The organism is Erythrobacter donghaensis (assembly GCF_001557325.1).
Classification (GTDB): domain Bacteria; phylum Pseudomonadota; class Alphaproteobacteria; order Sphingomonadales; family Sphingomonadaceae; genus Erythrobacter; species Erythrobacter donghaensis_B.
In genome coordinates this window covers 35,696-59,951 of the sequence record NZ_LSJS01000099.1, presented here as the reverse complement: position 1 = coordinate 59,951, position 24,256 = coordinate 35,696, and the positions used below count along the sequence as shown (strand labels likewise).

Annotated in this window: 20 protein-coding genes and 2 tRNA genes; 11 read left to right on the top strand and 11 right to left on the bottom strand. The window is 68.8% G+C overall.

Going from position 1 to position 24,256, the window contains the following annotated elements:
* Positions 1-96: 96 nt before the first annotated feature.
* The 3 genes from galK to AX692_RS05605 are packed head-to-tail and all read right to left on the bottom strand — an operon-like array spanning position 97 to position 3,818.
* Positions 97-1,281 (bottom strand): galactokinase, encoded by a 1,185-nt coding sequence (gene galK, locus AX692_RS05615; protein WP_073973403.1) that lies wholly within the window; start codon positions 1,279-1,281, stop codon positions 97-99.
* 21 nt (positions 1,282-1,302) lie between these two features.
* A complete protein-coding gene (locus tag AX692_RS05610) occupies positions 1,303-2,328 on the bottom strand; it encodes a UDP-glucose--hexose-1-phosphate uridylyltransferase (RefSeq protein WP_073973402.1) in 1,026 nt (341 codons plus the stop codon).
* Positions 2,325-3,818, bottom strand: coding sequence for a sodium:solute symporter family transporter (locus tag AX692_RS05605; protein WP_073973401.1), 1,494 nt, complete (start codon positions 3,816-3,818; stop codon positions 2,325-2,327). Before AX692_RS05605 ends, AX692_RS05610 begins: the two co-directional genes overlap by 4 nt.
* Before the next feature lie 109 nt (positions 3,819-3,927).
* Here AX692_RS05605 and AX692_RS05600 point away from each other — a divergent pair, with 109 nt between their 5' ends.
* Both AX692_RS05600 and AX692_RS05595 read left to right on the top strand, forming a co-directional pair.
* Positions 3,928-6,045, top strand: a complete 2,118-nt coding sequence (locus AX692_RS05600; RefSeq protein WP_073973400.1) for an alpha-galactosidase — start codon at positions 3,928-3,930, stop codon at positions 6,043-6,045.
* Entirely contained in the window at positions 6,042-7,943 is a 1,902-nt protein-coding gene (locus tag AX692_RS05595) for a beta-galactosidase (RefSeq protein ID WP_073973399.1), read from the top strand. The genes AX692_RS05600 and AX692_RS05595 overlap by 4 nt, the downstream gene beginning before the upstream one ends.
* Here the strand turns inward: AX692_RS05595 and AX692_RS05590 are convergent.
* Positions 7,940-8,836, bottom strand: a complete 897-nt coding sequence (locus AX692_RS05590) for an NAD(P)H-binding protein (protein WP_073973398.1) — start codon at positions 8,834-8,836, stop codon at positions 7,940-7,942. The genes AX692_RS05595 and AX692_RS05590 overlap by 4 nt on opposite strands.
* A 109-nt stretch (positions 8,837-8,945) precedes the next feature.
* Between AX692_RS05590 and AX692_RS05585 the strand changes: the two genes are divergently transcribed.
* Entirely contained in the window at positions 8,946-10,670 is a 1,725-nt protein-coding gene (locus AX692_RS05585; protein WP_073973397.1) for an N-acyl-D-amino-acid deacylase family protein, read from the top strand.
* Here the strand turns inward: AX692_RS05585 and AX692_RS05580 are convergent.
* Genes AX692_RS05580 through AX692_RS05565 form a run of 4 tightly spaced genes read right to left on the bottom strand, consistent with a single transcriptional unit; the run spans position 10,652 to position 14,325 of the window.
* Complete coding sequence (locus AX692_RS05580; protein WP_073976981.1) at positions 10,652-12,214, bottom strand: hypothetical protein; 1,563 nt, start codon at positions 12,212-12,214, stop codon at positions 10,652-10,654. The two genes, AX692_RS05585 and AX692_RS05580, sit on opposite strands and share 19 nt — an antisense overlap.
* Positions 12,211-12,594: a GtrA family protein gene (locus tag AX692_RS05575; protein ID WP_073973395.1), complete on the bottom strand. Its 384-nt coding sequence runs from the start codon at positions 12,592-12,594 to the stop codon at positions 12,211-12,213. The genes AX692_RS05580 and AX692_RS05575 overlap by 4 nt, the downstream gene beginning before the upstream one ends.
* A gap of 14 nt (positions 12,595-12,608) precedes the next feature.
* On the bottom strand, positions 12,609-13,298 hold the full coding sequence (locus tag AX692_RS05570; RefSeq protein WP_073973394.1) for a class I SAM-dependent methyltransferase: 690 nt from the start codon (positions 13,296-13,298) through the stop codon (positions 12,609-12,611).
* On the bottom strand, positions 13,285-14,325 hold the full coding sequence (locus tag AX692_RS05565) for a glycosyltransferase family 2 protein (protein WP_073973393.1): 1,041 nt from the start codon (positions 14,323-14,325) through the stop codon (positions 13,285-13,287). The genes AX692_RS05570 and AX692_RS05565 overlap by 14 nt, the downstream gene beginning before the upstream one ends.
* 554 nt (positions 14,326-14,879) lie before the next feature.
* Here AX692_RS05565 and AX692_RS20015 point away from each other — a divergent pair.
* On the top strand, positions 14,880-17,036 hold the full coding sequence (locus AX692_RS20015) for a hypothetical protein (RefSeq protein WP_073973392.1): 2,157 nt from the start codon (positions 14,880-14,882) through the stop codon (positions 17,034-17,036).
* A gap of 125 nt (positions 17,037-17,161) precedes the next feature.
* On the top strand, positions 17,162-18,928 hold the full coding sequence (locus AX692_RS05555; RefSeq protein ID WP_073973391.1) for a hypothetical protein: 1,767 nt from the start codon (positions 17,162-17,164) through the stop codon (positions 18,926-18,928).
* 109 nt (positions 18,929-19,037) lie between these two features.
* Here the strand turns inward: AX692_RS05555 and AX692_RS05550 are convergent.
* A tRNA-Thr gene (locus tag AX692_RS05550) sits at positions 19,038-19,113 on the bottom strand.
* 56 nt (positions 19,114-19,169) lie between these two features.
* Positions 19,170-19,243: transfer RNA gene (locus AX692_RS05545), tRNA-Cys, on the bottom strand.
* A 137-nt stretch (positions 19,244-19,380) separates the two neighbouring features.
* Here AX692_RS05545 and AX692_RS05540 point away from each other — a divergent pair.
* The 6 genes from AX692_RS05540 to arsH all read left to right on the top strand — a co-directional run bounded on the left by AX692_RS05540 (position 19,381) and on the right by arsH (position 23,430).
* The gene (locus tag AX692_RS05540) at positions 19,381-20,160 is read left to right on the top strand and encodes an acyl-CoA thioesterase (protein ID WP_073973390.1); all 780 of its coding nucleotides are present in this window, start codon (positions 19,381-19,383) and stop codon (positions 20,158-20,160) included.
* A gap of 134 nt (positions 20,161-20,294) precedes the next feature.
* Complete coding sequence (locus AX692_RS05535) at positions 20,295-20,636, top strand: ArsR/SmtB family transcription factor (RefSeq protein WP_081095156.1); 342 nt, start codon at positions 20,295-20,297, stop codon at positions 20,634-20,636.
* On the top strand, positions 20,633-21,112 hold the full coding sequence (locus tag AX692_RS05530; RefSeq protein WP_073973388.1) for an ArsI/CadI family heavy metal resistance metalloenzyme: 480 nt from the start codon (positions 20,633-20,635) through the stop codon (positions 21,110-21,112). Before AX692_RS05535 ends, AX692_RS05530 begins: the two co-directional genes overlap by 4 nt.
* 19 nt (positions 21,113-21,131) lie before the next feature.
* A complete protein-coding gene (locus tag AX692_RS05525; RefSeq protein WP_073973387.1) occupies positions 21,132-21,623 on the top strand; it encodes an arsenate reductase ArsC in 492 nt (163 codons plus the stop codon).
* Positions 21,620-22,675, top strand: coding sequence for an ACR3 family arsenite efflux transporter (gene arsB / locus AX692_RS05520; protein ID WP_073973386.1), 1,056 nt, complete (start codon positions 21,620-21,622; stop codon positions 22,673-22,675). The genes AX692_RS05525 and arsB overlap by 4 nt, the downstream gene beginning before the upstream one ends.
* On the top strand, positions 22,672-23,430 hold the full coding sequence (gene arsH / locus AX692_RS05515) for an arsenical resistance protein ArsH (RefSeq protein ID WP_073973385.1): 759 nt from the start codon (positions 22,672-22,674) through the stop codon (positions 23,428-23,430). The genes arsB and arsH overlap by 4 nt, the downstream gene beginning before the upstream one ends.
* Here arsH and AX692_RS05510 read toward each other — a convergent pair.
* Positions 23,427-24,251: a crotonase/enoyl-CoA hydratase family protein gene (locus tag AX692_RS05510; protein WP_073973384.1), complete on the bottom strand. Its 825-nt coding sequence runs from the start codon at positions 24,249-24,251 to the stop codon at positions 23,427-23,429. The genes arsH and AX692_RS05510 overlap by 4 nt on opposite strands.
* Positions 24,252-24,256: the final 5 nt, after the last annotated feature.

Sequence of the window (24,256 nt, the reverse complement as noted above, 5' to 3'; positions counted from 1 at the left end):
AAGATATTTTTATATCTGTAAATCGCCTAAGCGCGGACTTTGTCCATGCCGCCGCCACGAGCGGCGACCGCACGCTTTTGTGAACCAGAGCCTGGCCTAGCCCACCATGATCTCCGCCGCTCCGCTGATCGGCCGGAACACCTCGGCCCGCGCAGGCAGGTCGGCCTCGTCGTTGTAGCGCCCAATGGCTTCGTCGATCGCCGCGCCCGCGTCATCGCGGGCCACCGCGACCAGGCACCCGCCGAAGCCCGCGCCGGTGAGCCGCACCCCGCCGGCATCGCCAAGCGCCTCGGCCACCATCTGCGCCAGCCGGTCGATCGGCGGGAGCGAGACGTCGAAATCCTCCGCCAGCGAAAGGTGCGCCTCGCGCATCACCTGGGCCAGCACGGCGGTGTCGCCCTTGGCGAGCGCGACGCCGACCGGTTCGACACGGTCAAGCTCGCCCACCACGTGGCGGGCGCGGCGGAACAGGGTGTGGTCGAGATCGGGCTCGCCCCGCAGCAGCGTGCCGAAATCGAGATCGCGCAATGCCTTCACCCCGAAATGCCGCGCCACTGCCTCGCACTCGGCGCGGCGCTGGTTGAAGGCGCTTTCGGTGAGGCTGCGACGGATGCCGGTGTCGATCACGGTGATCGCAAGGCTCTGGTGGATCGGCACGGGCATGAAATCGAGGCTGCGGCAATCGAGCAGCAGCGCATGATCGGCGACACTCGCGGCCGAGGCCATCTGATCCATGATCCCGCAGGCGCAGCCGACGAAGTCGTTCTCGGCGAGCTGGGCCACCTTGGCGAGCATCTCGGGCGCGAGATCGAGCCCCGAATAGTCCGAGCACGCCAGCGCCACCGCGACGCCGAAGGCCGCCGAGGAGGACAGGCCTGCTCCGATCGGCACGTCGCCAGCGATGGCGATCCGCATCGGGCGCACCCGGTGCCCGTAGCGCCCGAGCGCCTGCACCACCCCGCGCACGTGGTTCTGCCAGTTGTTCTCGCCGGGGCGGATCGGCGCGACCAGATCGAAGCGGTCGCGCGCGCTCGCCATCTCGCCCATGTCGAGCGCGACTGCCTCGAACAGCTTTTCCCTGATCTGCGGCGCGGGCGGCCCGGCGGCGACGATCGTCTCGCGGTCGATCGCGCAAGGGAGCACGAAGCCGTCGTTGTAATCGACATGCTCGCCGATCAGGTTCACCCGGCCGGGCGCGGCAAAGAAGCGCGTCGGCTCGACCCCGTAGGCCAGCCGGAAGCCCTGCCGGGCGCGGGCGATCAGTCTTTCGCGGCGATCCATGTCTTGCGCGTGTCCCCTCAATCAGTTGCGGTAATGCACCAGGCCGCTGACGGAACGCAACATCTCCGCCGCCCGCTCGGGGGTGAGGTCGCGCTGCGGCTCGGCGAGCATCTCGTAGCCGACCATGAACTTGCGCACGCTCGCCGAGCGCAGCAGCGGCGGGTAGAAATGGGCGTGGAGCTGCCAGTGATCCTGCGCCCCCTCGGTGAAGGGTGCCCCGTGCCAGCCCATCGAATAGGGAAAGCTCGTGCGAAACAGGTTGTCGTAGCGGGTGGTGAGCGCCTTGAGGATCGCCGCGAGGCTCTCGCGCTGGCTGCCGGTCAGCTGCGGCAGACGCTGGACGGCAAAGCGCGGCAGCAGCAGGGTCTCGAACGGCCATGCCGCCCAGAAGGGGATGATGGCGAGCCAGTCGTCGTCGATCTCGATCACGCGCTCGCTGGCCGCCTCGCGCTCCGCCAGGTCGAGCAGCATGGGCCTGCCGTGCGCGGCGAGATATTCGCGCTGGCGCTCGTCCTCGGTCGCGATTTCCTGCGGCCAGTGCGCACTTGCCCACACCTGCCCATGCGGGTGAGGGTTGGAGCAGCCCATCATCGCACCCTTGTTCTCGAACACCTGCACATTCCCGAAGCGCGCGCCGAGTTCCTCGGTCTGCTCGGCCCAGGAGTCGATCACCGCGCGCAGCTGCTCGGGGGTCAGCAGCGGGAGCGACTTGCCGTGATCGGGCGAGAAGCAAATCACCCGGCACACGCCGGTGGAGGCCTCGGCGCGCAGCAGCGGATCGTGCTGCGCCTCGCCGCCGGGCGCGTCCTCGAGCGCCGGGAAATCATTGTCGAAGACGTAGACGCCTTCATAAGCCGGGTTCGCCTCGCCGCCCACCCGCGCGTTGCCGGGGCACAGGTAGCAAGCCGGATCATAGTGGGGCGACGGTGGATCGGGCTCGCTCACCTCGCCCTGCCATGGGCGGCCCATGCGCTGCGGGGAGACCTGCACCCAGCCGCCGGAGAGCGGATTGTGGCGCCGGTGCGGACGGGCGAAATCGATGCTCATCCGAACACCTCCTCCTCGGGGCGCCGTGCCAGTTGCGCGAAGACCTCGCGCGGGGCGAAGCGCGCCCGCCCGCCCAGAACAAAGCGGTTGAAGGCGAGCGCCGCGATCACGCTCGTCGCCAGCGTCACCACCATGAAGTCGATATAGTGGAGCCCGATAGCCCCGGCAGGCTCGGCGATGAAGCTGAACACCGCGTAGAGCGCAAAGCCCCACAGCACGCCGACAATCGCCGCGCGGCTCTCGACGCCTGTAAACAGCAGCCCGACGATGAAGGCCGAAAGGATCGGCATCGAGCTGAGGCCGTTCAATTGCTGGAGCAGGTTGATGATCGACTGCGCGTTCTGGAACACCGGCACGAGCGCGATTGAGGCGAGCGTCAGCACCACCGTGACGATCCCCGACAGCCGCCAGTGGTTGGCGACCTTGCCGACGAACTTCTCGTGGAAGTCGACGGCGTAGAGCCCCACGGCTGCGTTCATCACGGCAGCGGTGTGCGCGATCACCGCGGCAGCGATGGCGGCGGCAAACACGCCCGACAGCCACGGTGGCAGCACCTCGCCCACCAGTCGGCCGTAAGCTGCATCGTCGATATCGCCGAACAGCTGGAAGGCGACCACGCCCGGGATCACCACGATCGCCGGAATGATCAGGATGCGCACCACCGCCGCGGCGAGCACGCCCTTCTGCGCCTCCTTCACCGACGGCGCGGCCATGGCCTTCTGGGTGATCGGCTGGTTGGTCGACCAGTAGTAGATCTGGATGAAGATCATGCCGGTGAACAGGGTGTGGAACGGGATCGGCGAATCCGCCGCGCCCACCATGGTGAGGCGCTCGGGCGGCACCCCGCGGGCAATGTCCCAATCGACCGCATTCAATGCCAGCACCACCACCAGCACCGCGATGGCGAGCACGCCGATGCCCGAATAGGTCTCCATCACCGCCACCGCACGCAGACCGCCCGTCATGGTATAGGCCGCCGCGATCACCCCGAGCAGCGCCGCCAGCACCAGCAGCGGGAAGTCGATCCCCGCGGTCTTGAGGAACAGCGCCCCCGAATAGAGCCCGGCGGGCAGGTAGATCAGCACCATCCCGAACAGGAACAGCGCCGACACCAGCGTGCGGATGCCCCCGCCGCCATAACGCTGTTCGAGCAGTTCGGTCACGGTCGTGACTTTCGCGCGGTAATAGATCGGCACAAACACATAGGCGAGGATCAGCAGGCCCACGAAGCCGCTGATCTCCCACCAGGCGAGCAGCAGCATCTGGTTGCCGTTCATGCCGACGAGCTGGTCGGTCGAGAGGTTCGTGAGCGTGATCGCGCCTGCCACGAACAGCCAGTTGAGCTTGCCGCCCGCGAGGTAGACGTCCTTCTTCGAACCGTCATGCCCCTCGCGCCGCAGGGTCAGCCACGTCGCCAGCGCAATCGCGAGCGTCAGGCCGAGGCACACGGCGATCTGTGTGGGGTCTCCCCCTCCGGCGGTTTGTGGCATTTGCGCGCTTTCCCCTCTCTCTCGCGGCGGTTACAGCGCAATGGCGGGCAGGCGGCAAGCCCGCAGGCCGGATCATCACCGGCGTGTCGGTGACGGGAGAGGACAGCCAGTGGAATTCGTAAGGCTCGACGGCGAGCGGCTGACGCTGGTTTTCGCGCTGGACGTGGGCGGCGGGACAGCGGACTGCGTCTATTGCGGCGCCCGCTTGCCCGAGGGCGAGGACTTGGCGATGGTCGCCGCCGCCACGGCGCGCGGGCGGCACGAGAGCCAGCCCGATACGCCGCCGGTCCCGGGCGTGCTGCCCGAGCGCAAGCACGGCTGGAGCGGCACGCCCGCGCTGGAATTGCGGCGCGGCGGCGTGCGGATCGAGACCGATTGCCGCCTCACTCGCTGGGCCACGGGCTCGCAGGCGGTGCACTTCATGTTTCACGACCGGTCCACGGGGATCGACGTCGGCGTGCGCTGGGTGATCGGTGAGGGCGATGCCGTCACGGTCGGGCTGACGCTGGCTAATACCGGCAAGGCGCCGGTCGAGGTCGAGCGCCTCGCCGCGCTCGCCCTGCCCGTGCCTGCGCGGTTCACCGAAGTGACCCGCTATTCGGGCCGCTGGGCGGACGAGATGCAGGAACACCGCCGGACAATCGCGCCCGACGGCGTGTCGCACGCGAGCGCCACCGGCAAGCCCGGCTTCAGCGGCGCCAACTGGCTGCTGCTGCACGCGGGGGCAGCCAAGGAGGATGGGGAAGTGCTGGCTGCGCATCTCGGCTGGAGCGGCGATCATTGGCTGGCACTCGAACCCGACGCGCAAGGCGCGGGCGACGGGCGGGCGATGCTGCTGATGGGCGCGGTGCTGGAGGCGGGCGAGGTGGTGCTCGGGCCAGGCGAGAACTTCGCGTCGCCTCAAGCGGTTCTGGCGCTCGCCCCCGACCGCTCGGCGCTGGCGCAGGCCTTCCACGGCTTCCTGCGCAAGGCCGTGCTTCCCGCCCGAGCCGACTGGCCGGAGCGCAAGGTCCACCTCAATTCGTGGGAGGCGCTGGGCTTCGACCTGTCCGAGGCCGGGCTGATCGCACTCGCCGAAAGCGCCGCCGCGCTCGGCATCGAACGCTTCGTGCTCGACGACGGGTGGTTCGGCGGGCGACGGGATGACCGGACCAGCCTCGGCGACTGGTTCGTCTCGCCGGACGTGTTCCCGAACGGCCTCGCCCCGCTGATCGCGCGGGTCCACGAGCTCGGCATGGATTTCGGCCTGTGGGTCGAGCCCGAGATGGTCTCGCCCGACAGCGACCTCTACCGCGCCCATCCCGACTGGTGCCTCCATGTCGAGGGCCGCGAACGCCCGACCATGCGCGGCCAGCTCGCGCTCGACCTGACGCGGGCCGAGGTGCAGGAATACCTGTTCGAACGGCTCGACGCGCTGCTGCGCGATCACCCCATCGCCTACCTCAAGTGGGATCACAATCGCGACCTTTTCCCCGCAGGCGGCCAGCGGTTCATCCAGACTTTCGGCTTCTACGCCCTCCTCCACCGCCTGCGCGCCGCGCATCCGCAGGTGGAGATCGAAAGCTGTTCGAGCGGCGGGGGGCGGATCGATTTCGGGGTGCTCTCGCGCGTCCACCGAGTCTGGCCCTCAGACAACAATGACGCGATCGAGCGCCTGCGGATCATCCCGGCGTGGAGCCAGTTCCTGCCGCTGGAGGTGCTCGGCAGCCATGTCGGCCCATCGCCCAATCCGATCACGGGGCGCAGGCTCGCGATGGACTTCCGCGCCAAGGTGGCGGTCTTCGGCCACATGGGGGTTGAGGCGGACCCTGCGCGCATGACCGACAAGGAGCGCGAGTGCCTCGCCGCGCATATCGCGCTCTACAAGCAATGGCGCGGGGTGCTGCACGCGGGCGCACTCCACCGCCTTGCCCACCCCGATCCTAACGTCACCGGGATGATGGTGACGCACGCGGACAAGGCGCTGGCGCTGGTCGCGCAGACCGCCTTCTCGCCGGTGTTCGACGCCGCGCCCTTGCGGCTCGCGGGGCTCGAGCCCGAGGCGCGCTACCGCGTGACCCTGCCCGAACCGTGGGCGCCCAAGGCCCGCCACTACCTCGCCAACCCCGATGCCTGGCGCGAGGGGCTCGTCCTCTCCGGCACCGCGCTGATGACGCAGGGCCTTGCCCTCCCCCTCACCCACCCCGAAACCGCGTGGCTCGTCGCGCTGGAGAGATTGCCGCAATGAAACTCGGCTGCTGCTACTACCCCGAACACTGGCCCGAGGGCATGTGGGCCGAGGATGCGCGGCGGATGCGCGAAATGGGCCTCTCGCTGGTCAGGATCGGCGAATTCGCGTGGAGCCGTCTTGAGCCGGAGCCCGGCCGCTACGACTGGGACTGGCTCGACCGGGCCATCGACACCCTTCACGCGGAGGGGCTCAAGGTCATCCTCGGCACGCCCACGGCCACCCCGCCCAAGTGGCTGGTCGACCGGATGCCGGACATGGTCGCCATCGACGAACAAGGCCGCCCGCGTGGCTTCGGCTCGCGCCGCCATTACTGCTTCAGCCACGAAGACTATCGCGCCGAGTGCCGCCGGATCGTCACCGCGCTGGCCGAGCGATACGGCCAGCACCCCGCGCTCCACATGTGGCAGACCGACAACGAATATGGCTGCCACGACACCGTCCTCAGCTTCTCGCCTGCCGCCGCATCCGCTTTCCGCGGTTGGTGTGCGGCGCGATACGGCACCGTGGAGGCGCTCAACGCGGCCTGGGGCAACGTGTTCTGGAGCATGGAATACCGGAGCTTCGCCGAGATCGACCCGCCCAACCTCACCGTCACCGAGGCGAACCCCGCGCACTGGCTCGACTACCGCCGCTTCGCCTCGGATCAGGTGGCGAGCTTCAACCGCGAGCAGGTGGAGATCATCCGCGCCTTGTCTCCGGGCAAGGACATCACCCACAACTTCATGGGCTTCTTCACCGAGTTCGATCATCACGCCGTGGGCCGCGACATCGACGTGGCGACGTGGGATTCCTATCCGCTCGGCTTTCTCGAACAGTTCTGGTTCTCCTCCGAGGAAAAGGCCGCCTACCTCAGGCAAGGGCACCCCGATATCGCCGCCTTCCACCACGATCTCTATCGCGGATGCTCGAAGGGCCGCTGGGGAGTGATGGAGCAGCAGCCCGGCCCGGTGAACTGGGCGCGCTTCAACCCTGCGCCGCTGCCGGGGATGGTGGCGCTTTGGACGCTGGAAGCCTGCGCGCACGGAGCCGAGCTCACCTCCTACTTCCGCTGGCGGCAGGCCCCGTTCGCGCAGGAGCAGATGCACGCAGGCCTGCTGCGCCCCGACAGCAGCGAGGCCGAGGCGGCGGACGAGGTACGGCAGGCAGCGAAGGTGCTGGCGGAAATCGGGCCGCAGCCCTGCGCCAAGGCTCCGGCGGCGCTGGTGTTCTCCTACGAAGCGGCGTGGACCATCGGCATCCAGCCGCAGGGGAAGAGCTTCCGCTATCTGGAGCTGGTGTTCGAGACCTATTCGGCGCTCCGGCAGCGCGGGCTCGATGTCGATATCGTCGCGCCCGACGCGGAGCTTGCGGCCTACCGCATGGTGGTCGTCCCGACTCTGCCGATAGTGCCGCAAGGCTTCGCGCAGAAGCTGGCCGCGCTCGACTGCCCCGTGCTGCTCGGCCCCCGCTCGGGGAGCAAGACCGAAAGCTTCCGCATCCCGGAAGACCTTGCGCCGGGCGGGCTGAAGGCGGCGATCCCCCTCACCGTCACCCGCGTCGAATCCTTGCGCGATGGGGTTTTGGAGGAAGCCGAGGGCTTCACCGTCACCCGCTGGCGCGAGGATGTGGCGTCGGACCTCGCCCCTGAGCTATCGGACAACGCGGGGCGCGGGGTGGTCTACCGCCACGGCCACATCCGTTATTGCGCGATCTGGCCCGACCGGGCGCTGCTGCGCCTTCTCGTCGAACGGATGGCGGACGAGGCCAAGGTGGAACTGCTCGATCTGCCCGAGGGTATCCGATGCCGGGGCACGCTCGGCCATATCTTCACCTTCAACTATGCCGCCGAGCCGGTGTTCGTCCCGCACCTTGGCGAGACGCTCGCCCCCGCCAGCTGGCACATCGCCGCGCGCTAGTTCTCCGCGAGCAGCCGCCGGTAGTAGTCGGAGAGGGTCTCGCTCCCGTATTCGGGGGTGAGGTCGGCGGAATATACTCCCGTTGCAGGATCGAGCACCAGCATCGACTCGGTCGCATAGTAGCGCGCGATGCGGGCATATTCGGCCTTCTCGGCGAACCAGCCCGAGAAGGGCGCGCCGAGGCTCAGCACCCGCTCGGCGAAGGTGAACATCGCCGGGCTGACCGAGCGGAAGCGCGGCGCCTTCCCCGCCGCCGCGAACAGCAACTCCCCTGCATCGCGCAAGGATAAAGCCGGGCCCGGGCCGCCGATGGGGAGCACCTTGCCCAAGGCGTCGGGGTTGCCGATGCACGACGCGATGAAGCGCGCCAGATCATCGTCGCTGATCGGCTTGCAGCGGGTGAGGTTGCCGTCGCCGAATATGAGAAAGGGCTTGCCCGCTTTCACACGGCTGACCTGCCCCGAGAGCGACTTGAAAAAGGCTGTCGGGCGGACGATCGTGTAGCTCATCCCGCTCGCTTGCAGCTCGGCCTCGAACTTCAGCTTGGCGTGCTGGAAGGCCAGCAGCGGTTTCTGCACGCAGATCGCGGAGAGCAGGATGAAGTGCTCCACTCCTGCCGCCACGGCCCCGTCCAAAAGTTTGATATTCATATCGTAATCGACCGCGAGCGCATCCCTGGGCGCCCCCGATCGCGAGGCGATGCAGGATATGATCACCTCCGGCTGGGCCCCGGCCATGACCGCAGCGAGGGCATCGGGATCGGCGAGCGCGGCGCGCGGGACGGTGGTCACCGTGTGCCCCTCCGCCTCGAGCCGCCGCAGCACCGCCGAGCCGATTGTCCCGCTCGCCCCGGCCAGGGCGATGCGGCGCGGGGGTGCAGGGGCCTCGGTCATGCCCTACCCTAGCGCGGCGCGCCCGGGCGCAAAAGTGCGAGTTGCCGCTCCCCCTTGCCCGCCCCAGCATCCGCGCGCATCATTCGCGGCGGAGAGAGGAGCGCAGCCGATGGCAGCCGAATACGACTTGGTGATCCGCAGCGGCACCATCGCCGACGGGACGGGCGGCGATCTGATCGAGGGCGACGTCGCGATCGCCGGGGGACGCATCGCGATGCTGGGCAGCGTGAGCGGGCGCGGGGCCGAGGAAATCGACGCGCGCGGCAAGATCGTCACCCCCGGCTTCATCGACGTCCACACGCATTACGATGGCCAGTGCATCTGGGCCGAGGAGCTCTCGCCCTCGTCTTCGCACGGCGTCACCACCGCGGTGATGGGCAATTGCGGCGTCGGCTTCGCGCCCTGCCGCAAAGCCGATCACGACATGCTCATCAACGTGATGGAGGGGGTCGAGGACATCCCCGGCGTGGTGATGACCGAGGGGCTCGGCTGGGACTGGGAGACCTTCCCCGAATATCTCGACAAGGTCGCCGCCGGAAAGCGCGACATCGACGTTGCCGCCTATCTCCCGCACTCGCCCTTGCGGGTCTACGCCATGGGCGAGCGGGGCGCAAAGCGCGAGCCGGCAACCGCCGACGAACTCGCGATGATGCGGCGACTGACCGCCGACGCCATGCGGGCGGGCGCGCTGGGCTTTGCCACCTCGCGCCTGTCGATCCACAAGACCGCCAATGGCGAGGCAATACCCACCTTTGACACCGACATTGCCGAGCTTGAAGCCATCACCAGCGGCATGAAGGATGCGGGCGCGGGGACGTTCCAGGTGGTGCTCGACGCCTTCGTCGGGTGGGACAGGGAATACCGGGTGATCGAGCGGGTCATCGCCGCATCGGGCCGACCGGCGACCTTCACCCTCGCCTCGGGCAATGACGCGCCGCCGCGCTGGCGGCGGGTGCTCGAGATGCTCGAGGCGACCAACGCTTCCGGCGGCGTCGCCCACGCGCAGGTCATGCCGCGCCCGATCGGGCTGATCGCGGGTCTCGAGCTGACAGTGCATCCCTTCGTGCTGTGCCCGTCATGGGCGAAGATTGCGCGCCTGCCGATCCCGGAGCAAGTCGCGGCGATGCGCGATCCGGGCTTGCGTGCGGCGCTGCTGTCCGAGGACTTCACGCCGGGCCACCCCTTCAACGAACTCGCCCGCAACTGGCGCTGGCTGTTCCCGCTCGACAACCCGCCCGACTATGCCCCGCCCGCGCATATGAGCATGGCCGGGCAGGCGGCGGCGCGGGGCTGCAGCCCGCAGGAGGTCGCCTATGACCGGCTGCTCGCCACCGAGGGGCGCGGGCTGTTCCTCGCCGCGCTCGGCAATTACGAGAACGCCAGCCTCGCCAGCGCGCACGAGATGCTGCGCCACCCCTACTGCGTCCCCGGCCTCGGCGATGGCGGGGCGCATTACGGGGCGATCTGCGATGCGAGCTATTCGACCTACCTGCTGACGCAGTTCGTGCAGCAGCAGGGGCCGCTACAGCTCGGCCTTGCCGAGGCAGTGCACATGCTTGGCGCCAAGGCGGCGCGCGCGGTGGGGTTCACCGATCGGGGGACGCTTCGCCCGGGCGGGCGCGCAGACGTGAACGTGATCGACCTCGACCGCCTCACCCTGCACCTGCCCGAAGTGGTGCGCGATCTGCCCGCCGGCGGCCGCCGCCTGCATCAGCGCGCGAGCGGCTACGAGGCTACCATCGTCGCGGGCGAAGTGATCCGCCGCGGCGACGCAAGCACCGGCGCGCGCCCGGGCAAGCTGGTGCGCGGCAGCGGCTATCGCGCGGCGGCGTAGAGCCGCCCGCTGCCCGCGTCGGGCACTTCCACGAAGCCCGGCGGCGGGGTGACCGTCTTCGGGATCTCGCCGACGATCCAGATGTGGGTGAAGGCGCCGCGCGGCAGGCGGGCGAGCGCGGTCGAGAGCCTGACGCGCGAGCGGGTTTCCATGCAATCCTCGCGCACCACCAGGTGCGAGGGATCGCGCACGAAGGGCTCGGCCGCCGGGTAGCGCACCTTCAGCGGGTTCACCCCCGGCTGCTGCCACTGGTCGTTGACGAAGGCATCGCGCCGCGCCATCGCCGCGCCTGCGAGGTGATCGAGCGGGGCGAGCGCCCAGCGCGTGCGGCACGGCTTGACCGAGAAGAACGCGACCCGCGCGCCCTTGGGCATGCGCTCCAGCGCCGGAAGCGCGGCCTGCACCAGCGCGTCCTGCCGCGCGAAGGCGATGGTCGTGGTCGCCATCCGCACCCCGAAGAAGGCGAGTGCGAGCGTACCCGCCACCAGCCATGCCTTCGCCCCCGGCTTCCCCGCCCCGATCGCCACCAGCGCCAGCGCCAGCGCATAGGGCAGCAGCCGCATGTCGGCGAAGGCCGATCCGAACACCCGGAACGGCAGGGCCAGGAAGAACACGAGGCACAGCAGCGCCGCGATCCCCGTCGCGCGGTCGAACCGCACCGCCTGCGACGCCAGCGCCCAGCCGAGCAGCACCGCCAGCACGGCGAGCGAGGCCATGTCGAAATCGCGCCAATAGGTGCGCAAGGCGGAAAGCAGCCAGACGAGCTTGAACTGCCAGGCCCAGCCCGAAATCGCCGCGCCCGAGCTTTCCGCGCGCCAGATCACCATCGGCACGATCGGAATCAGCAGCGGCCAGCATGCGGCAAGGATGCGCCCGGCCGCGCGCAGCGGATGCTTCCGCGCGGTCCACACCTCGGCCAGCATGGTCGATCCGGCAAGCAGGCCGAGGAACGCCCAACCATAGGTGTGCGCGACCCAGATGGCCGCTCCGGCCACCCCCAGCCACAGCGCCGCCAGCCCCTCACGGCCCGTGCGGCGCAGGCCCAGCCACGCCGCGTAGGCCAGCAGCGCCAGCGCCATGCTCAGCGTGTAGTTGATGAAGCCGTAGTTGAAGGGAAAGCCGTAGAGCAGCGGGATCGCGGCGAGCGCGAAGGGCGTGACACGGCCGTGCACGGCGCGGCTCACCAGCACGATGCCGAGCGCGCCGAGCGCCTGCGTGACCATCACCGTCGCCCTGACCGCGCCCTCGACCCCGAACAGCGGGTGGAACAGCTCGACCAGAATGTCCCCGCCCAGATTGCCGATCAGCTTCCATTCGTAGCTGAAGAAGGGCTGGAGGCCCGGACGCTGGGCGAGTTCGGTCTGCACCGCGTGGCGACCGAGATGGCCGTAAAGGTCGGTCAGCGGGGCGATCCCCACCACCAGCAGCGGGGCGAGCGCGATCAGGCAGGCGAGCGCGATCGCCCACCAGCGGTCGAGCAGGCCGAACAGCGGCTGCCGCGTGCCGCCCAGCGGCACGATGGGCTCGGGAGTGGCGGGGCTCATTCGGATGATGCAGGCCTGAAGACGACGAACTGGGAAAGGAGAAAGAAGATCACGATATAGGCGCCGATCGCGGGCAACTGCGCCAGCGGACTGCCCTCGCCGAGCACGCCCTGCGCGGCGAGCAGCACCGCCACGTTGACGCCGTAGGCGATCGCGAAGGCGGCAAGGAAGCGCAGCACCTCGCCCGCGCGGACCTTGCCCGTCACCCCGAAGACGAAGCGGCGGTTCAAGGTGAAGGACAGCACCAGGCCGACAGCGTAGCCCGCCGCATTGGCGGCAAGCCCGCTCATCCCGGCCCACAGCCCGCCGAAGATCACCGCCCAGCCCACCGCCGAATTGGCAAGGCCGGTCAGCCCGAAACGCAGCAGGCGGGCAAGCATGGTGTCGGGGCCCCTCAGCGCGCGAGCAGGCGGTATTGCGCGCCCAGCGGCAGCCAGCCGAGCCCCGCCTCGAGCGGGCGCAGGGGCGCGGCGAAGGCGGGGAAGAACAGCGTCCACTTGAGGTCGATGTCCTCGAATCCCGCCGCGCGGAAGCGGCGGCGCATTTCGGGCGCGCTGATCAGCACGGCGTTCACGTCAAAGGGGCAGGTCGCCACTGCATGGCGGGTGAGCGGGTTCCAGGGGTTGTGCTCGAACAGCACGAACCGCCCCTTGGGGGTCAGCGTGCGGCGGATCTCGGCGAGCAGGCGGATGTGGTCTTCGGCCGGGATGTGGTGGAACACGCAGGCGGTGAAGACGAGGTCGAAGCTCGCATCCGCGAAGGGCAGGGTCTGGCCATCGTAGCACACCGTCTCGAGCGGGCGGATCGCACGTGCGGCGCAATGCGTCAGCGAGCGCGAGGACACGTCGAGCGCGGTCACTGCCGCCTCGGGGAATGCGCGCTGCAGGTGGGCGATGCAATTGCCCCGCCCCGCGCCGAAATCCATGATCCGCTGCGGCGCGAGGCCCGCCGCCGCCATCGCGCGCGCGGCCTCCTTCGCCTTGTATTCGGCGAAGAACTCCGGGTCTTCCCCGCTCAGCTTGACCGATTGGGCGTGCTGGGCGTCATATTCGTCAACATAGGCGTCGAATTCAGCCTGCGACACGGATGCCCTCGCTGCGCTTGGTTTCGATCGTGCCGCCCTCAGCCAAGTCGGCCGGTTCCTCGTTGGCGGCGATCGGGTGGCGGCGCACTTCGGAGATGATGAACAGCGGACGGCTCTTGCCCTCCATGTACATGCGGCCGAGATATTCGCCGAACACGCCGAGCACCAGCAGCTGCACCGAGCCCATGATGAGCGTCAGCGCGGCTAGGCTTGCCCAGCCCTGCACCGTGCCGCCCGCCAGCCACACCCACAGGATGCCGACCAGCGAGACCAGGCCCGCAAGCCCGAACAGCATGCCGAGATGCGAGGCGAAGCGCAGCGGAACGACCGAGAAGCTCGTGACCGCATCCACCGCCAGCGCGAGCATCTTGCGCAAGGGGTAGTGGGTCTCGCCCGCAAAGCGCGCGTCGCGTTCATAGGGAAAGGCGATCTGGTTGAAGCCGATGTAGCTCACCAGCCCGCGGATGAAGCGGTAGCGTTCCGGCATGGCGTTCAATTGGTCGACCACCCGGCGCGTCATCAGGCGGAAATCGCCGGTGTCGCGCGGGATGTGGGTGTCGACCATGCTGGCGAGCGTGCGGTAGAACAGCGATGCGGTGCCGCGCTTGAAGGCGGTCTCGCCGTGGCGCTTGGTGCGCTGGCCATAGACCACGTCATAGCCCTGCCGCAGCTGTTCGAGCATCGGCCCGAGCAGCTCGGGCGGGTCCTGCAGGTCGGCATCGAGCACGAAGATGATGTCGCCGCGCACGTGATTGAGCCCTGCGGTCAGCGCCAGCTGGTGCCCGTGGTTGCGCGAGAGGTTGATCGCGACGATGCGCGGATCATGGTCGGCGTGCTGACAGATCGCGTTCCAGCTGCCGTCCTTCGACCCGTCATTGACGAGGATGAACTCATAGCGCTCGCCGAACTGGGCATGCGCGGCCGCGGTGACGCGCGCGATCAGCGCATCGAGCCCGGCTTCCTCGTTGTAGACCGGGATGACGATGGACAGCTCGATCGAGCCGGGAAGATGGTGCGGAAGCTGCAAGTTCTCAGTCCTCCTGAAGCCTGGACGACGCGGGCGGAACGTCCAACCGGAACGCTGGGCCGAAACACATGGTCTGTCGCGCACCCCCGGCTGCCTGCCCCGGGCATGCCCCTGCGCGAAGGGCATGCGCCCCCGTGATTCCGACGTGGGAGGCCCGTGGATCGGCATTGAACGATCTTTGCGCGCGGGGCAACCGTTTTTGCCCCATTGCGGCCACATTTCGCACTTGCAGCGCCGTCGCGCCCGCACGTGCAGGCGGCTGGCCGGCCGGTCGCCGCCGAACGGGGGCCGGGGCTGATTCGCGCATCGCGCGCCGTGCGAACCGGATCGACCGGCAATGACAAGAGCGCTTCGGGGTGCCGGAAACACCGTTACCGCCTGCACCGCGACACGCCCCCGCGGCATGCCGCGGCGACCGCCTCGGGGTCATGCGATGGTTAATTCGCTGCAACCAGCCCTTTCAAAATATTGCGCTTTAATTGCTGCATTTACCCGATGTTATCCCTGAAATCGGGATTTTTGCGCGGCTCACGTCGGGCTTTAGGGGACCATGGATGACCAAACGCACAATTCGCCCGCCGCGCGCTCGCGGTATCGTCGGCGCTCTGGCTGCTTGCCTGCTGCTCGCCGCTTGCGGCGGAGGGGATGAAGGGGGCGCTCCGCCCGCAACCGGCGTGACACCCACCCCGACGCCGACGCCCACGCCCTCGCCCGTCGCCCTCGGCGATCGCCAGATCGGGCAATGGCGCGAGCTGATCATCAACGCCAACGGCACGATCAACCGTGACGAATACGTGCGCGTCGCGAACAACTACAACACCGCCGAGATCATGGACTACCGCCTCGACCCGACCGCGGCGGATTTCGGCAATGCGACGAACACCGCGCCGCAGCTGTGGGGGCCGGATCAGACCAGCGGCTTCGGCCTGTGGCCCTTCGGCACCTTCGCCGAGAACAACCCGACGGAACGCGCCAAGTGCGCCGCGCCCGCCAACCTGCCGCGCAGCGACCAGGAGGCGCGGGAGCGCGGCATGGAGGGGCCGGCGTGGCTGGTGGGCGGGGCCTTCGCCTACCTGCCCGACAATCCCAATGATCCCGACTTCCGCTTCGGCGTCGGCAACTTCAAGGGCGCCGACGGGCTCGTGTTCGAGCCCTCGGGCGGGCTGTGCATGCGGATGTTCGGCCAGTGGGACGGCGATTTCTGGGTGCGCAACAACATTGCCGCGCGCGCCAACCCGCAGGTGCGCGAGGCGGTCGCCAGCCGTCGCCCTGACCTCCCGCTGGTGCCCACCGCGATCGCACGCGGCCGCGCCAATTCGAGCCAGGTCGGCTTTGCCGCCTTCCGCGACGGGACGATCCTGCCGACGGTCGTGGGCAATTCGGCACCCGAATTCTTCGATCCGGCCGGCATCCGCCTGCCTGCGGGCATGGTTCCCACGGCGATGGCGGTGACCCCCTACAACGAGTTCCTCGTGGTGAGCATCTGGGACACCAACACGGTGACCGGAAAGCTCGCCTTCATCGCGCTGCGACCGCGGCAGATGGCGGTCGGCAGCCCGAGCCAGACGCAGAACACCCGCTGGTATTGGGGCACGCCCGGGGCATGGACGAACCGGGGGATGAAGCTGCTGGGCTTCGTCGACCTGCCCTTCGCCGCGCCGACGAGCCTCGATGTGTCGAACAACCTCTATCTCCAGAACACGCGCGGCTTCGGAAACAATGACGATCCGGCGCGCGGCGATCTGTCGCGGCAGTCGGTACGCGATCTGTGGCGGGGCGTGAATCAGGTCTATCCGGCGGGCGATGTCATGTGGCACCAGCTGGCCTCGGGCGGCTATGCCGTGGTCGCATCGCGTGCGGAAGGGCGGGTGAGCTTCGTCGACATGACGCCGCTCTACCAGCACTACCGCGATCTCTACCTGACCACGCAGGCGAACTTCAACCGCACGCTCGACACCTCGCTGACCGACGGGGCGAAGTTCCCGTTCAGCTTCGCCGCCGAGCCCGGCCAGCGTCCGGTGGTGACGACCACGCTGAGCATGCCGCAGCCGACCGGCGTCAGCGCCGGGATCATGGCCAATGGCTACATCAACACCCGCAGCCTCGAATATTTCGAATATGTCCGGCGCTCCCCGCGCGAGAACTGGTCCGGGGTCGAGCCCGAGCGCTATCTCGCCCGCAGCCGCGCCTTCGTGGCCTCGATGGACGGGACGGTGCGCGGGTTCAACGTGCAGGGGCTGACCTTCCCGACTTCGCCGGTGGGCAAGACCGTGTCGGCGACCCCGCTGTTCAGCTTCGCCGCCGGTCGCAACCCGAACTTCGCGCAGGTCAACGCCACCTCGACCGCATCGGACGATCTGTGGCTGGTCAGCCGGGGGGACCGCCGCATCACCTTCGCCTGGCCCACGGGCGACGTGCAATACAGCTTCACCGACAGCCGGCTGGTCGATCCGGTCACGGGATCGGTCTCGTTCAACCAGGGCGGCTTCGGCGGGCGCGGGCCGGGACTGGCGGTGAACACGCCCTTCATCTCGATCATGGACTACAACGGCAAGGCGATCCTGACCTACGCCGTCAATCCGCGGCCGGCGCGGCCCAATGGCGAGCTCTATCCCTTCCGCGCGCCGAGCGGGGCGGTGGACGTGCTGTTCGGTTCGCGCCGACCCTTCCCCGGCAAGCCCTTCGCGGTCGACCAGGAGGAGATCATCTGAGCCCCCCGCGCGCAGGGCAGGGTCGGCGCGTGATACGGCCCTGTCCTGCGCGCAACCTCCATCGCAGCTGCCCCTGCGGCCGATGCCGGGAACGTCGGCCGGCCGCAAAGCCAGGACCTGTCCGCATGCCGATTTCGCCCCCGCAGGTGATCCTCACCGCCGCCTTCGCAACACTCGCGCTGACCGCCTGCGGCGGCGGCGGGGAGACCGCACCTCCCGCAGCCGGTGTCACCCCGGTGCCGGGTTCGGCGCAGGCCTCCACCACTCCGGCCCCCGTGACCCCGGCCACGCTTGCCAGCAACCCGGCCTACCAGAGCGCGCTCGCGGTGTGGCGCGCGCCGCGGGTCAAGGGCGAGTGCATGTCATGCCATGGCCCCGATTTCTTCGACCTGGCACGCACGGGGTCGCCCGATAGCGACATCAGCCGCCGCGGTCAGATCGACGGCGCCTCGCCCGCCGAGGTCGAGCAGCTGATCGCCGGGATCAAGCTGGTGCGGCAGGCCTACAGCCTCAAGCCCGAGAACCCGCGCACCTTCCGCCCGCTCCAGCCCGGCGGCGCGGTGCTGCCCGGCGCGAGCACGATCGAGCGCGACCTCGCCTTCGCGGGCGAGCTGGCCCGCTTTGCGCCCACGCTCACCTCCGCTCAGCCGGTCCGCACCCTTGCCGACGCCAGGCGCGCGCGGGACGAGCTGCTGGCGATCGATTTCGACCGGATGAAGATCGGAATCCCCTTCCCGATCTGGTCAACCGACAAGTTCCACGGGGCCGCCGAGGGCAATCTCAACGACTGGGTCGCCGACGTCGCGCTCACCCCGCGGCCCGAGCGGCGCGCCGAATGGCTCGCCTTGCAGGACGCCTACCTCGCCGACCCGAGCGATCTCAATTTCTGGAAGATCTACTTTGCCATGCCGACCATGACCCAGCCCTTCGCGCTGCGTCCCGGCAACCTGCCCGCGCACGACGCGAAGATCGCGCGCGTGGCCGATCTCAAGCTGCGCAATGCCATGATCGGGCAGCACATCCTGCGCACCGAGGCGCTCGGGCGGCGCGACCAGTTCCTGCGCGGGGCGGTGCCCTTCTCCTACCTCGCCACCGCCGAACCGTTCCGCACCCAGTTCGACAAGGAGAGCGCCACCGGCGGTTCGGGCGAGCGCCTGCCGCGCTTCCTCCCCAATCCGATCTGGGAGCTGGGCGATTACGCGCGGGTCGGCTTCGATGCGGACCCCTCCACCGCCGGGCAGGTCGGCAACATCTCCTCGCGCGATGCCCTGCGCGACCGGCTCGCCAACATGGGCTATCCGCAATTCGTGGTCGACAGCGTCGATCCGGGGCTGACGGCTGGCCAGTCCGAAACCGACATCCGGATCGCCTGGTTCGTGATGGGCCTGCGCTTCGATCCGGGCCTGCAACGCACCCACCAGTCCAATGCGACGCTGCTGGGCGAGTACATGCACGCGAACCTGCATGATCTGGATTACTTCAACCACCGCGTGTTCATCGAGGCCTTTCGGCTCGTCAATCGGTCGTATCGGCCCGAGGCCTCGGCCGGCACGCCCCCGCCCTACCGCTTGTTCTTCGGCTATTTCGCCAAGTACAACCGGCAGATGCCCAGCCGCTGGAACAGCGCGGGCAACACGGCGGTCAGTCAGGACATCAAGAACGCGCAGCTTGCCGCCTACAAGCGCACCGCCGCGAACTTCTTCCGCATGAGCCTGCTGCTGCATGAGGAGGCACTCACCAGCGGAGCCATTGCGCCCTATGGTGCCAACCCGGTCAATGACGGCGAATTCGCCCAGATCCGCGCCTTCTTCGACTATGCCGGCCTGCCGGGCCGCGCAGAAGACGACGCGCTGCTCGAGCGAGTGGCCCAGCGCGCGGGGGCACCGCTGTAAGCGGGCGGGTTCGACCAGAGCGGCCCGCAGGTGGCGCGCACGACCCGCGACAGCGGCGCCAAGCCCTTCGGAAAGCGCTCTGTTCCGGCGATGTCAGAAAACAGGGGAATGGTGCCGCTTACGTGACTCGAACACGTGACCCCATCATTACGAATGATGTGCTCTACCGACTGAGCTAAAGCGGCATTCCGGTCTGCGCGCCCTAGGGCCAAGGCCGCGGGTTCGCAATCGCAAAAAGACGTGGAGGCCCGAGCCGGAATCGAACCGGCGTATACGGATTTGCAGTCCGCTGCGTCACCACTCCGCCATCGGGCCGAGCCTTCCGGGGACGAGGCCCCGGACGGAAGGCGCGCCCTAGCGATTCGGCGGCGGCTTGGCAATGTGTGATTGGCGCGCCGCCTTCCCTAACGTCAGTCTGGACGGCGCTGCGCGCGCGCGGCATGGCGCCCTGCATGACCATCGCGAGCCTTCTCGAACCCGTCACCGGCCAGCCCGGGCCTGCCCATCTTGCTCATGCCACCGACTGGATGCAGGGACGCACGCTCTATGGCGGGGCCTCGGCGCTGGTGGCCTATACCATGGCGGTGCGCGCCTTCCCGGGCCTGCCACCCCTGCGCGCCGGACAGGTCGCGTTCGTCGCGCCGGTGGGCGAGGCAATCGAACTGCGGGCCGAGATCGTCCGCCAGGGCCGCAACGTCACCCAGCTGCGCAGCGAGATCATCGCCGAGGGCCGCGTCGCCTTGAGCGCCTTCTGGCTGTTCGGCGAGGGGCGCGAGGCCAATGCCGTCCACCCCTCGGCCTTCCCTGAGGACTGGCCCGGCCCGCCCGAGGACAACGCCGAGGTAACCCACCAGTTCGCCCCGGCTTTCGTCGCCAGGAACTTCGAGCTGCGCCACGGGCAGGCCAGGGGCACCGACCGCGGCGCGACCGTGCGGCGCTGGGCACGGCTGACCGAGGCGCATGATCTCGACCCTGTGTCCAAGCTGGTGCTGATGGGCGACGTCATGCCCCCCGGCGCGATGCGGGCGATGCAGCGCCAGGGCCCGATCAGCTCGATCAACTGGTCGTTCAACGTGCTCGATCCCGAGAGCCGGTCGCGGGATGGCTGGTATCTCGCCGAGAACGCCAGCCAGCACGCCGACGCGGGCTATTCCTCCGAGCGCCTGCGGCTGTGGGACACTGAGGGCCGGCAGGTGCTCGACGGACTGCAATGCGTCGCGGTTTTCGGCTGAGCACGTCAGCCGGGGCTGTTTTTGGCTGAGCACGTCAGCCGGGGCCGTGTTCGGCTGAAGCTTTCCCAGCCGCACCCTTGACGGGCCGCGCTGGCTCGCATATTTCGATATTCATCGAATCATTGGAGTGTCACGTGCAGCCCGATCTGATCATCCGTGCCCTCGGCGCATTGGCGCAGGAGCACCGCCTTGCCGCCTTCCGCCTGCTGGTGCAGGCCGGGGCCGAGGGCATCGCCGCAGGCGCGCTGGCCGAGCGGATCGGCGTGCCGCCCTCCTCGATGAGCTTCCATCTCGCACAGCTCGCCCATGCCGGGCTCGTCACCCAGCGGCGCGAGAGCCGGTCGATCATCTACGCGGCCGACTATGCTGCGATGGCCGGGCTGATGGCCTACCTGACGGAAAACTGCTGCGGGGGCGTGCCTTGCGAGGACACGGCCGCCTGCACCCCCCAAGCTGAAATGGAGACCGCCCGATGAAACGCTTCCACCTGCACGTCGGCGTGACCGACCTCGATGCCTCGATCGCCTTCTACACCCACCTGTTCGGCGCCGCGCCGAGCGTGACGAAGGCCGACTACGCCAAGTGGATGCTCGAAGATCCGCGCATCAACTTCGCGATCTCGATGCGCGAGGGCGCCACGAAGGGCATCGAGCATGTCGGCCTGCAGGTCGAGGACGCTGGCGAACTGGCCGAGGTCTATGCCCGATTGAAGGCGGCCGACCGCCCGGTGCTGGAAGAGGGCGCAACCACCTGCTGCTATGCCAAGTCGGAGAAGAGCTGGATCGCCGATCCCGATGGCGTGGTGTGGGAGGCCTTCCTCACCAGCGGCGGCAGCACCACCTATGGCGGCAGCCCCGATCTCGAACAGCTCGCCAATGCCGGTGCGGCCACGGGTGCGTGCTGCGTGCCGCAGGCTGCCACCGCTCCGGCGGCCAACACCGGTTGCTGCTGACAGGATCGCGGGGCGACACATGAACATTCTGGTGCTGTGCACGGGCAATTCCGCCCGATCGATCCTTGGCGAGGCGATCCTTGGCCGTCTCGGCGCGGGGCGGGTCACCGCCTTCAGCGCGGGGAGCAAGCCCAAGGGCGCGGTCCATCCGGGCGCGCTCCGGCTGCTTGCGCGGCGCGGGATCGACACCGCCGCTTTCCGCTCCAAGAGCTGGAACGAATTCACCGGCCCCGATGCCCCGGCCATCGACCTTGCGATCACCGTGTGCGGCAATGCGGCGGGCGAGACATGCCCGGTGTTCCTCGGCAGCCCATTGAAGGCCCATTGGGGCCTGCCCGATCCGGCCGACGTGACCGGCAGCGAGGCGGAGGTGGACGCCGCCTTCGAGGAAACCTGGCGGCTGCTCGAGATGCGGGTCCGGGCCTTCCTTGCGCTCGACCGGACGGCGCTGGACAAGGCCGCGTGGCAGGCCGCGCTTGCCGAGATCGGCGCGATGGAGGGCGCGGCATGAGCGCCGCCGCCTCCCCGCTCGGCCTGTTCGAGCGTTACCTTTCGGTCTGGGTGCTGCTTGCCATTCTGGCCGGGCTCGCGCTGGGCATTGCCGCGCCGGATGCGGTCGGCGTGCTGGCGGGGCTCGAATATGCCTCGGTCAATCTCGTCGTCGCGGTGCTGATCTGGGCGATGATCTTCCCGATGATGGTCGGGGTCGACTTCGCCAGCATCCGCGACATCGGCAAGCGGCCCAAGGGGCTGGTGATCACGCTGGTGGTCAACTGGCTGATCAAGCCCTTCACCATGGCGGCCTTGGGCGTGCTGTTCTTCGACTACCTCTATGCGGGCCTGCTGCCGCGTGCCGACGCGCAGGAATACATCGCCGGGCTGATCCTGCTCGGCGCGGCCCCCTGCACCGCGATGGTGTTCGTCTGGTCGCAGATGACCCGCGGCGACCCCGCCTACACGCTGGTGCAGGTGGCGGCCAACGACCTCGTGATGATCGTCGCCTTCGCGCCGATCGTCGCGCTGCTGCTGGGGGTGACCGACATCGTCGTGCCGTGGGAGACGCTGCTGCTGTCGGTGGTGCTCTACGTGGTGATCCCGCTGGCGGCGGGCGCGTGGACGCGCGCGAGGGTGATCGCGGCGCGCGGCGGCGAGGCGGCGGCGATCGATGCGTTCACCGCGCGGTTGAAGCCGTGGTCGATCATCGGCCTCTTGGCAACGGTGGTACTGCTGTTCGCCTTCCAGGCGGGCACGATCCTTGCCAATCCGCTGCTGATCGCGCTGATCGCGGTGCCGATCATCATCCAGTCCTACGGCATCTTCGCGGCCGCCTATGCCTGGGCCTGGGCGTGGCGCGTGCCCCACGCGATTGCCGCGCCCTGCGCGCTGATCGGCACCTCGAACTTCTTCGAGCTGGCGGTGGCGGTCGCGATCGGCCTGTTCGGCCTGTCGAGCGGCGCGGCGCTCGCCACTGTCGTCGGCGTGCTGGTCGAGGTGCCGGTGATGCTCTCGCTGGTGGCCTTCGCCAACCGCACCCGCGCCCGTTTCCCGGATAGCCCCGCATGAGTCAATTCACCCGCCTTCGCGCCCTGCCCGATCCGGCGCACCTGCCCGCACTCAAGCCCGAATACGCCCACGCCCGCCCCGCGCTCGGCCTCGGGCCGATGGACCCGCCGCCGCGGGTGCTGCTGCTCTACGGATCGCTGCGCGAACGGTCCTTCTCCCGCCTTGCGGTGGAGGAGGCGGCGCGGCTGCTGCAATTCTTCGGCTGCGAAACGCGGATCTTCGACCCTGCCGACCTGCCGTCGCCCGACCAGCACCCCTTCGACGATCACCCCGCGGTGCACGAACTGCGCGAGCATTCCTTGTGGTCCGAGGCGCAGGTGTGGTGCAGTCCCGAGCGCCACGGCACGATCACCGGCATCATGAAGGCGCAGATCGATCACCTGCCGCTCGCCTACAAGGGCCTGCGCCCGACGCAGGGGCGCACACTGGCGGTGATGCAGGTCAATGCCGGATCGCAGAGCTTCAACACCGTCAACACCCTGCGCATCCTCGGGCGCTGGATGCGGATGTTCACCATCCCCAACCAGTCCTCGGTCGCCAAGGCCTATATGGAGTTCCACGAGGACGGACGGATGAAGCCGTCGGCCTATTACGACCGGATCGTCGACGTGATGGAGGAGCTGGTGCGCTTCACCGTGCTGTTGCGGCCCCACGCCGAAAGCCTCGTCGATCGCTACTCCGAGCGGGTCGAGCGTGATGCGCCGGTAGAAACCCCGGCGGACAGCGCCGGGATCACCACGGGCGGGGCGCGCTAGAGGTCCTCGAAGTTCGGCTTCCTGCGCTCCATCTCGGCCATCACCGCCTCGACCTGGTTGCGGCTGCGCATGATGCCGTGCTGCTCGATGCTTTCCTCCATCAGGATTGCATTGGTGTCCTGCTCCCACATCCCGGCCTGGAGCCGCTTGGCGGCACGGATAGCGTGCGGGTTCTTGAGCGCGATCTGGCGGGCGATGGCAAAGGCCCGGTCGCGGGGGTTGTCATCGACATGGGTCGCAAGGCCCAGCGCCTGTGCCTCGGCGCCGTTGAATTCGCGGTTGGTGTAGACGAGCTCACGCAGAACGTCGTCGCGCACCAGCCCGCGCCACAGCACATAGCCGCCCATGTCGGGGACGAGGCCCCACTTCATCTCCATGATCGCAAGCCGCGTTTCGGGATGGACGATGCGGATGTCCGCGCCGCTCGCGATCTGGAGCCCCCCGCCGAAGCACACCCCGTGGATCGCGGCGATCACCGGCACGGGGAGCTTCCGCCACTGCATCGCCACCTGCTGCGGGCGGTTGGCGTTGCCATAGGTGCGCTCGGTCAGGGGGGGCTCGTCCTCGGCCGGCTTGCGTGCGAAGTTCGACAGGTCGAGCCCGGCGCAGAACGCCCGGCCCTCGCCCGAAAGCACCACCGCGCGCAGGCCCTTCATCCGCTGGAGCGCGTGACCGGCCTCGATAATGCGTTCGAACATCTCGGGATCGAGCGCGTTCATCTTCTCCGCGCGCACGAAGCGGACGTCCGCGACGCCGTCCTCGCCCAGCACGATGGAGACGCGGTCATTGGCAATGGTGGTTGCGGGGGTGGTGGCGGACATGTCAG

What these genes read in the sequence shown, in the direction of transcription:
- galK (WP_073973403.1), bottom strand. Translation starts at nt 1,281, where the DNA reads ATGGATCGCCGCGAAAGACTGATCGCCCGCGCCCGGCAGGGCTTCCGG.
- AX692_RS05610 (WP_073973402.1), bottom strand. Translation starts at nt 2,328, where the DNA reads ATGAGCATCGATTTCGCCCGTCCGCACCGGCGCCACAATCCGCTCTCC.
- AX692_RS05605 (WP_073973401.1), bottom strand. Translation starts at nt 3,818, where the DNA reads ATGCCACAAACCGCCGGAGGGGGAGACCCCACACAGATCGCCGTGTGC.
- AX692_RS05595 (WP_073973399.1), top strand. Translation starts at nt 6,042, where the DNA reads ATGAAACTCGGCTGCTGCTACTACCCCGAACACTGGCCCGAGGGCATG.
- AX692_RS05590 (WP_073973398.1), bottom strand. Translation starts at nt 8,836, where the DNA reads ATGACCGAGGCCCCTGCACCCCCGCGCCGCATCGCCCTGGCCGGGGCG.
- AX692_RS05585 (WP_073973397.1), top strand. Translation starts at nt 8,946, where the DNA reads ATGGCAGCCGAATACGACTTGGTGATCCGCAGCGGCACCATCGCCGAC.
- AX692_RS05580 (WP_073976981.1), bottom strand. Translation starts at nt 12,214, where the DNA reads ATGAGCCCCGCCACTCCCGAGCCCATCGTGCCGCTGGGCGGCACGCGG.
- AX692_RS05575 (WP_073973395.1), bottom strand. Translation starts at nt 12,594, where the DNA reads ATGCTTGCCCGCCTGCTGCGTTTCGGGCTGACCGGCCTTGCCAATTCG.
- AX692_RS20015 (WP_073973392.1), top strand. Translation starts at nt 14,880, where the DNA reads ATGACCAAACGCACAATTCGCCCGCCGCGCGCTCGCGGTATCGTCGGC.
- AX692_RS05555 (WP_073973391.1), top strand. Translation starts at nt 17,162, where the DNA reads ATGCCGATTTCGCCCCCGCAGGTGATCCTCACCGCCGCCTTCGCAACA.
- AX692_RS05540 (WP_073973390.1), top strand. Translation starts at nt 19,381, where the DNA reads ATGACCATCGCGAGCCTTCTCGAACCCGTCACCGGCCAGCCCGGGCCT.
- AX692_RS05530 (WP_073973388.1), top strand. Translation starts at nt 20,633, where the DNA reads ATGAAACGCTTCCACCTGCACGTCGGCGTGACCGACCTCGATGCCTCG.
- AX692_RS05525 (WP_073973387.1), top strand. Translation starts at nt 21,132, where the DNA reads ATGAACATTCTGGTGCTGTGCACGGGCAATTCCGCCCGATCGATCCTT.
- arsB (WP_073973386.1), top strand. Translation starts at nt 21,620, where the DNA reads ATGAGCGCCGCCGCCTCCCCGCTCGGCCTGTTCGAGCGTTACCTTTCG.
- arsH (WP_073973385.1), top strand. Translation starts at nt 22,672, where the DNA reads ATGAGTCAATTCACCCGCCTTCGCGCCCTGCCCGATCCGGCGCACCTG.
- AX692_RS05510 (WP_073973384.1), bottom strand. Translation starts at nt 24,251, where the DNA reads ATGTCCGCCACCACCCCCGCAACCACCATTGCCAATGACCGCGTCTCC.